General features: G+C 26.3%; 4 protein-coding genes. All 4 read left to right on the forward strand.

The features are described from left to right. Positions 1-195: 195 nt before the first annotated feature. The 4 genes from AQ1689_RS08790 (at position 196) to AQ1689_RS08805 (ending at position 3,634) form a co-directional block, all read left to right on the forward strand. The gene (locus tag AQ1689_RS08790) at positions 196-564 is read left to right on the forward strand and encodes a hypothetical protein (protein WP_198913890.1); all 369 of its coding nucleotides are present in this window, start codon (positions 196-198) and stop codon (positions 562-564) included. Positions 565-574: 10 nt separating this feature from the next. Next, positions 575-850, forward strand: coding sequence for a hypothetical protein (locus tag AQ1689_RS08795; protein ID WP_101955855.1), 276 nt, complete (start codon positions 575-577; stop codon positions 848-850). 200 nt (positions 851-1,050) lie between these two features. Further along, positions 1,051-2,541, forward strand: a complete 1,491-nt coding sequence (gene dcm / locus AQ1689_RS08800; RefSeq protein ID WP_101955856.1) for a DNA (cytosine-5-)-methyltransferase — start codon at positions 1,051-1,053, stop codon at positions 2,539-2,541. Further along, positions 2,534-3,634: an HNH endonuclease gene (locus AQ1689_RS08805; protein ID WP_101955857.1), complete on the forward strand. Its 1,101-nt coding sequence runs from the start codon at positions 2,534-2,536 to the stop codon at positions 3,632-3,634. The genes dcm and AQ1689_RS08805 overlap by 8 nt, the downstream gene beginning before the upstream one ends. The last annotated feature ends 115 nt before the right edge of the window (positions 3,635-3,749 follow it).

Here is a 3,749-nt window from a genome sequence, read left to right on the forward strand (position 1 = left end):
CCGTATATAGTAACCTTAATTCTCTCTTTTATTCTTTCTGATTATATATCAAATGTATTAAAAGACAAACTTAAGCCGTATATAATTTATTGCTGGTACTCGCCTACTTACGAAAATCCTTAGGGATTTTCTATTCCGTTTTTATTTACTAAATTTAGTGCTTCAAAAACGCAACAAACCATATACAACAACGTTGTGTGTAATCCCCTAAAAAAAATGAAAATTGAAAATTCTAAAATTGAAAAATATTCTAGTGTTCTATTAGAACCTAGTAGACCACCTAGTAGAGGTGGAAATACAAAAGCCTTACATATGCATATAATAACAATATCTGATAAAGAATTTAGTTTTAAAGCACTAGGTACAAAACAATGGATTTTTAAAACAGATTATGTTACTTTTCAATATGAAATAAATAATACATATAATAACATTATCTTAGACACTCTAATCACAATTGACAAGAAAGGTGATACTATCAAAAGAGGAATTAGAGAAGAGAAAGAAAAACAAAGAATAGTACAATCAAGACCACCCGCTAGTCGAAAAGAAATAAAAAATTAAAACAATTATTATGTTAGAAGACTTTAAAATTTATTTAGTTAAAAATGGATACAGTGAATTTACTCCATCTGGCAATCCTTCGACTGCATATGATTACAAGAAACGAGTTGAAAAAATACATTATAGAGAAAACGTAACTTTAAATAAATTCATTGAAAATATAGATTTTTATATAGATAAATATGGACATACAGGAAGTGAGTCTGAATTTGGAAAAAAAAGCCATAATGCATTTATAAACGCATTAAAAAGATTTAAAGAATTTCTAAATCAGAAAACTGAGTAAAAACTACACACAACAAAATATATAATTTATTGCTAGTGCGAACCTACTTACGAAAATCCTTAGGGGATTTTCTATTCCGTTTTTATTTACTAAATTTAGTGCTTCAAAAACGCAACAAACCATATACAAAACGTTATGCCTAATTAGAAATAATTGCACATTCCATATTTTAGGACTATTTTCGCCCTAAAATCAATTATATGGAATCAACTTTTGGAACATACATAAAACAAAGAAGAAAAGAATTAGGTTTTCCTATGAGAAAAGTTGCATCTCATTTAAAAATGGATACTTCAACTCTTGGAAAAATTGAACGTGAAGAACGTGCTATTTCAATAGAAAAAATAGTATTTCTTTGTGAAATATTAGAAACTCCAAAAGAAGAATTATTTAACTATTATTATTCTTCTAAATTATTTCGAGAACTCAAAGAATATGAAAATTATGAAAATGTTTTAGAAATAGTTAATAAACAATTAACTTTATATAAAAACAAACAACAACAATTCAAGTTTGATAAAGATTGGAGAGAAAAAGAATTTAAATTCCCAAAAAGAAAAACAAAAATAGCAACTCTATTTTCTGGAATAGGTGCGATTGAATATGCTTTTAAAAGACTAAAATTAGATACCGAAATTATTTTTGCAAGTGATATAGATAAATTTGTTAAACAGTCATACTTTGAAAATTACAATATCAGTGAAGAACGATGGTATAATGATGTTAGAGAATTAGACGGGAAAAAATATAAAAATAAAATAGATATTTTAGTTGGAGGTAGTCCTTGTCAATCGTTCTCAATGGTTGGGAAAAGAAAAGGGTTAGATGACACAAGAGGTACTCTTTTTTATGAATTTGCTCGTATAGTTAAAGAAAGTCAGCCAAAAATATTTATTTATGAAAATGTAAAAGGCCTAATTAACCACGACAAAGGAAATACTTTTGAAATAATGAAAGCAACTTTTGATGAACTTGGGTATAGATACTTTTATCAAGTGATGAATGCAAAAAATTATGGAGTTCCTCAACATAGGGAACGAATTTTTGTTGTTGGTTTCAAAGATAAAAAAGTAAACTTTTCATTTCCTGAACCAGTAAATCTAGAACCTAAAATGCAAGATTTCCTTGAAGACTATACAGATAGTAAATACTATTTAAGTGAAAAAGGTGTTAAATTTGTTACAAGTTCTAAAAACAGAAAAAAAAGATACACACAAATAAATGGAGATATTGCAATTTGTCAAAAAGCTAATCAACAATTTAATTGGCATGGAGATTTTATTTTTGAAAGTATTGAAAAACCTGAATTTGATGAATTAATCTTTGATGTAAACGAAGTTGAGGAAAAATATTATTTATCAGAAAAAACTACAAAATATGTACTTTCAGAAGGTACAAAAAACTTTAAAACAAAAATAAAAACAGATTTAGAAGTAGCAAGACCTTTACTACAATCTATGCATAAAATGCATCGTGCTGGTGTTGATAATTATGTTACTCATAACAAAGGAAGAATAAGAAAACTAACACCTAAAGAATGCTTACGTTTGATGGGGTTTAGAGATGATTTTAAACAAGTTGTTAGTGATACTCAAATGTATAGACAAGCTGGAAATAGCATTGTAGTAGATGTTCTTATTTCTTTATTAAAGCAAATTGATATAACTAAATATGCAGAAGAAAATGAGTAATTTTCAAAAAATAAAAATAGATGGTAAAGAATATTTTATCATTGATTCTATTCAAAATTTAAGAGCAGAAGATAGTTTTATTTATAGAAAGAATAAACTTAAAATGTTTAAAGGCAATGGAGAATCAAGAAAATACGTTGGTAGTTACACTGGTTCAAGTGGAGAAAGATTAAGTGATTTTTTTGAATATAAAAAATGGGGAGAAGGTAAAAATAAAGAAGATAAAAGAGTTTATACCTCAATCCAAGAGAATTGTTTTTTTAGTAAAACGAACTTACTAAAGTATCTTTATGATTCAAGAATTGAATATCAAAAACAAGAACAAATTTATAATTTTGACATTTCTGATTTTTACAGTGATAGAATTGATAAAATAAATAATTTAGAAATTGATAAAATTTTCTTTGGAATATATGATGTTTCAGATTTAATTGGTAATAAAAAGAAGTATTCAAGAGGTTATATTCGTTCTGATAATGAAATATGGAAAACTTGGAGAGAATTAGTTTTACCTAAAATAAGTTACTTATCTATTTTAAAACTGATTCCTGTTAATAACGAATCTTCTAAATCACCTCTATTCTATTTTAGAATCTTATTAGATTATCAATTTAGGTCAATAGTTCATCCTCAATTGGCTGAATCTACTGAAATAATAGAAAAAGAGAATAAAAAAAGGGTAATAAAAAAATCAGCTTCAAGAGAGGGACAACAGAAATATAGAAAAAAAGTGATTGAACATATGCCACAGTGTCCTTTTACTAAAATTTCTGATGATAGATTATTAATTGCAAGTCATATAAAACCATATAAAGCATGTATAAATGAAGATAAAATAGGTGAATCCATTGACTTTCTAAATGGTTTGGCTTTATCGCCTACTTACGATAAATTATTTGACCAAGGATATATTACTTTCACAGATAATGGAGAATTAATATGTGGTAGTTTATTAACTGCATATACTTGGGAAAAACTAAACATTAATCCAAATGCTAAAAATAAATTAAGAATCTATCCTGAAAATAGGGAACAATATCTAGAATACCATAGACAAAAGGTTTTTCAAGATAATATTAACGACTTTATTTAAAATAATAACTAGGCATAACAAGAACTGAGCTAAAAAACAACTCTTTTCTTGATTAAGTTTATACATTATTATTCTAGGCTCATAATTCTATAAATTAGTTTTTTGAGCTTTTATT

Origin of the sequence: Tenacibaculum finnmarkense (assembly GCF_900239185.1) — a bacterium.
In the GTDB taxonomy this organism is placed as follows: Bacteria; Bacteroidota; Bacteroidia; order Flavobacteriales; family Flavobacteriaceae; genus Polaribacter; species Polaribacter finnmarkensis.

Bases quoted from the DNA above. Each gene is read 5' to 3' on its own strand.
- AQ1689_RS08795 (WP_101955855.1), top strand. From the start codon at position 575: ATGTTAGAAGACTTTAAAATTTATTTAGTTAAAAATGGATACAGTGAA.
- AQ1689_RS08805 (WP_101955857.1), top strand. From the start codon at position 2,534: ATGAGTAATTTTCAAAAAATAAAAATAGATGGTAAAGAATATTTTATC.
- dcm (WP_101955856.1), top strand. From the start codon at position 1,051: ATGGAATCAACTTTTGGAACATACATAAAACAAAGAAGAAAAGAATTA.